Source organism: Bacillus sp. EB106-06-01-XG163, assembly GCF_058791615.1.
On record NZ_JBYTDS010000029.1, the window covers coordinates 1 to 4,179 of the forward strand.

At 46.5% G+C, this 4,179-nt stretch carries 5 protein-coding genes; all 5 read left to right on the forward strand.

What is annotated here, in order from left to right; all coding sequences use genetic code 11:
- Positions 1 to 254: 254 nt before the first annotated feature.
- Genes thiL through tsaD form a run of 5 tightly spaced genes read left to right on the forward strand, consistent with a single transcriptional unit; the run spans position 255 to position 3,893 of the window.
- Complete coding sequence (gene thiL, locus AC3WTF_RS19105) at positions 255 to 1,232, forward strand: thiamine-phosphate kinase (protein WP_047935383.1); 978 nt, start codon at positions 255 to 257, stop codon at positions 1,230 to 1,232.
- Between the two features lie 15 nt (positions 1,233 to 1,247).
- A complete protein-coding gene (gene tsaE, locus AC3WTF_RS19110; RefSeq protein ID WP_025284346.1) occupies positions 1,248 to 1,724 on the forward strand; it encodes a tRNA (adenosine(37)-N6)-threonylcarbamoyltransferase complex ATPase subunit type 1 TsaE in 477 nt (158 codons plus the stop codon).
- Positions 1,705 to 2,394: a tRNA (adenosine(37)-N6)-threonylcarbamoyltransferase complex dimerization subunit type 1 TsaB gene (tsaB, locus tag AC3WTF_RS19115; protein WP_007408854.1), complete on the forward strand. Its 690-nt coding sequence runs from the start codon at positions 1,705 to 1,707 to the stop codon at positions 2,392 to 2,394. Before tsaE ends, tsaB begins: the two co-directional genes overlap by 20 nt.
- Before the next feature lie 10 nt (positions 2,395 to 2,404).
- A complete protein-coding gene (gene rimI / locus AC3WTF_RS19120; protein WP_003155993.1) occupies positions 2,405 to 2,860 on the forward strand; it encodes a ribosomal protein S18-alanine N-acetyltransferase in 456 nt (151 codons plus the stop codon).
- Complete coding sequence (gene tsaD / locus AC3WTF_RS19125) at positions 2,853 to 3,893, forward strand: tRNA (adenosine(37)-N6)-threonylcarbamoyltransferase complex transferase subunit TsaD (protein WP_047935387.1); 1,041 nt, start codon at positions 2,853 to 2,855, stop codon at positions 3,891 to 3,893. The genes rimI and tsaD overlap by 8 nt, the downstream gene beginning before the upstream one ends.
- The last annotated feature ends 286 nt before the right edge of the window (positions 3,894 to 4,179 follow it).

Consider the following 4,179-nt stretch of genomic DNA (forward strand, 5'->3'; position numbering starts at 1 on the left):
CGGTAGTTCAGTTGGTTAGAATGCCTGCCTGTCACGCAGGAGGTCGCGGGTTCGAGTCCCGTCCGGACCGCCATTTTTATTGTAAACGAAACGATCATGTTTTCGTTTTTTTTGTGTTTTCTTTTAATGCTGGCAGCTTGGTATCTAACCAAGCTTTCTTTTATATCGTTAAAGTCTTGGATATTGAAACATAATCCGATACACTAGAAAGAGCTGTATTTCACAAGAGCGTCAGAAAGGGAGACGGGAGATATATGGATGAGTTTGATTTGATTCACAGTATTACGCCGCATTCGCATTATCATCCTTCCGTCGATGTAGGGATCGGTGATGATGGTGCGGTTTATACAGCATCACCCCATATGCAGCAAATTGTCTGCCTTGATACAATGGTGGAGAATGTCCATTTTAAATTAGAGTATTCCTCTCCTCATGATATCGGTTATAAGGCGCTTGCTGTTAACATTAGTGACGTGGCGGCGATGGGAGGCATTCCGAAGTTTTATTTGGTGTCTCTAGCGGTTCCTTCTTGCTGGCAGAAAGCGGACGTCCAGGCAATGTATGAAGGAATGGCGGAACTGGCGAAACTATATCAAATGGATTTGATCGGGGGAGATACCGTCTCCGCTTCCGGTCAAGCCGTAATTACCGTTACTGTCATCGGAGAAGTTGAGAAGGATTGCGCTTGTCTGCGAAGCTCGGCAAGACCCGGAGATGTTGTGTTTGTTACAGGGGATATCGGTTCGTCCGCAGCAGGACTGTCTCTTTTATTGGGAGAAACACTCCCTTCTGCTTTTCATACGAGTGATTATTTTATCCGAAAACATAAACGGCCCGTTCCGAGAGTTCAGGTCGGCCGCTTCTGCTCTCAGCTTCAGCGCGCGGCTCTGAATGATATCAGTGACGGATTGGCCAGTGAGCTGCATGAAATAGCTGCGGCAAGTTCAGTTACGATAGAAATCGAAGAACAACTTCTGCCGGTGCATCCGGATTTGCCTGAGGCAGATTCTGAGTGGAAGAAATGGGTGTTATTCGGCGGTGAAGATTTTGAATTGGTTGGAACGATTTCTCAGCAAGAGTGGATTTCTTTGCTTGATTACTGCACTCAATCGGGCATTCCGATTGCGAAGATAGGAGCGGTAACTGAACGGAAGGAAGCATGTGTTCTTTTGACAGCCAATGATCAGAGACAAATCGTCCTTGAGAAAAAAGGATACAATCATTTTAAATAAGACGGGTGACTCACTTTGAAGACATTACAATGGAGAACGAAAAACCCCGAAGAAACGAAAGCCGTAGCCAAGCTTGCCGCTTCTTTGGCAAAGCCGGGAGACATTTTGACACTGGAAGGCGACTTAGGCGCGGGAAAAACGACTTTTACAAAGGGTTTTGCCGAAGGACTGGGAATCACGAAAGTGGTAAACAGCCCGACTTTTACAATTATAAAAGAATACCATGACGGTTCGCTTCCTCTATATCATATGGATGTGTATCGTATGGAGGATGAAAGCGAAGACTTAGGGCTTGAAGAATATTTTGAGGGACAAGGCGTCTGTTTAATTGAATGGGCTCATTTAATTCAGGATCAGCTGCCTGCTGAACGGCTGCAGATCGTCATCACAAGAGCCGGTGATGAGGCAAGGGACATTACCTTTACGGCTTGCGGAACACGGTATGAAACGCTTTGTGAGGAGATAAATAAACATGACAATACTGGCAATTGATACGTCAAATTACACACTGGGTGCCGCGCTCGTTCGTGACAAAACGGTGATGGCGGAGTATATTACATATTTAAAAAAGAATCATTCCGTGCGGGCCATGCCTGCTGTCAATTCATTGCTGAAGGATTGCGGCCTAACACCGCAGGACCTTACGAAAATAGCGGTGGCGAAAGGACCGGGATCGTACACAGGTGTCAGAATCGGTGTGACGCTGGCAAAAACATTGGCATGGTCGCTGAAGCTTCCGGTTTCCGCTGTCTCGAGTCTGGAGGTGCTGGCGGCTAACGGACGGCACTTTCAAGGACTGATCTGCCCGTTATTTGATGCCCGGCGCGGACAGGTATATACGGGACTTTATGAATATCAGGACGGCCGATTACAATCCGTTCTTCCTGATCAGAATGTCCTTTTGACTGATTGGCTCGGCATGCTGAAAGAAAAAGCGTCTCCGGTTTTATTTTTAGGACACGATACAGCCATTCATGAAGAAACCATTCTGCATGAATTGACATCTCAAGCAGTGATTGGAACGGCTGCACAGCATAATCCGCGGCCGTCAGAGCTGGCGTTTTTAGGCTTGGAAAAAGAGGAAGCGGATGTCCACAGCCTTGTTCCGGATTATTTGCGTCTGGCAGAGGCTGAAGCGAAATGGATGGAATCTCAAAAATAGGGTGATAGGGATGAAAACGAAAACGGCGATTCGAAGCATGCGTCCGGAAGATATTGATCAAATTTATGAAATTGAAACAGCATCCTTTACTTCTCCGTGGACGAAGGATTCATTTTATCATGAGCTTTTGGAAAATCCGTATGCCCACTACCTTGTCATTGAAAAGGACGGCTGTCTGGCGGGGTATTGCGGAATCTGGATTATTATAGATGACGCGCAGATTACGAACATAGCCATTAAGCCGGAATATCGGGGCCAATCATTGGGAGAAGCGCTGTTTCGCTCTGCGATAGAATTGTGCAGAGAAAAAAAGGCAAGAAGGCTCTCTCTCGAAGTCAGGGTCTCAAATCATCCCGCCCAATCCTTATATAAAAAATTCGGTCTTCAGGCCGGAGGAATCAGAAAACAATACTATACAGATAACGGAGAAGATGCGTTATTAATGTGGGTGACATTACATGAGTGAAAAACAAGATATTTATGTATTAGGAATCGAAACAAGCTGTGATGAAACAGCGGCCTCGGTCGTAAAAAACGGGAATGAAATTATTTCAAACGTTGTCGCTTCTCAAATTGAAAGCCATAAACGTTTCGGCGGGGTCGTGCCTGAAATAGCGTCCAGACATCATGTGGAGCAGATTACCCTTGTGATTGAGGAAGCTCTTTTAAAAGCGGAGATGGGCTTTGATGACCTTGATGCGATTGCCGTAACGGAAGGACCCGGACTTGTCGGAGCCCTGTTAATCGGAGTCAATGCGGCAAAGGCGTTAAGCTTTGCCCATCAAATACCGCTAGTCGGCGTCCATCACATCGCGGGCCATATTTATGCAAACAGGCTGATAGGAGAGCTTCAATTCCCGGCGCTTGCTTTGGTTGTGTCAGGCGGACATACGGAATTGGTTTATATGAAAGAGCACGGTTCATTCGAGGTTATCGGTGAAACGCTGGATGATGCCGCAGGCGAAGCTTACGATAAAGTGGCAAGAACGATGGGGCTTCCTTATCCGGGAGGCCCGCAGATTGATAAGCTGGCTGCTGTTGGAACGGATTCCATTCCGCTTCCGCGTGCGTGGCTGGAAGAAGGGTCTTACAATTTCAGCTTCAGCGGCCTGAAGTCAGCCGTGATTAACACGCTTCATAACGCCTCGCAAAAAAATGAGGTGATTCCTCCGGAGGATCTTGCCGCAAGCTTTCAGCAGAGTGTCATTGATGTACTGACGGCAAAAACCTCTAAGGCCGCGAAAGAATACGGGGTTAAACAAGTGCTGCTGGCAGGGGGCGTAGCCGCTAACAAAGGGCTGAGAGCCGCACTGCAGCAGGAATTCAGCCATTCGGGAGATCCCGAGCTTATCATCCCGCCGCTTTCTTTATGCACGGACAATGCAGCGATGATTGCGGCTGCCGGAACCGTTGCTTTTGAAAAGGGGATTCGGGGCTCATATGATATGAACGGACAGCCAGGTTTGGAATTAACATCCTTTGATCGTCTCACGTTGTAAAACGTGAGGCTTTTTTTACTTATTAACAGATAATTCTAACATATCCACAGGATTGTGAATATATTCAGAAATCCAGGCTGGATAAGGGACTGTAAGTTGTTAGTAAAGTGGATAAAGTCAGAAAATTTTGTGGATAGTGTGTATAAAACGCTTACTTACATGGCTGACAAGGAGGATAGCTGTGGATAAAAAAGCACCCCTTAAAGAGGGGGACTGACCCCATAAGATGAGACAAATAAAAACACCTTCAAGTTTGAATACGGATGATTGTTATCCGAAATTAGAC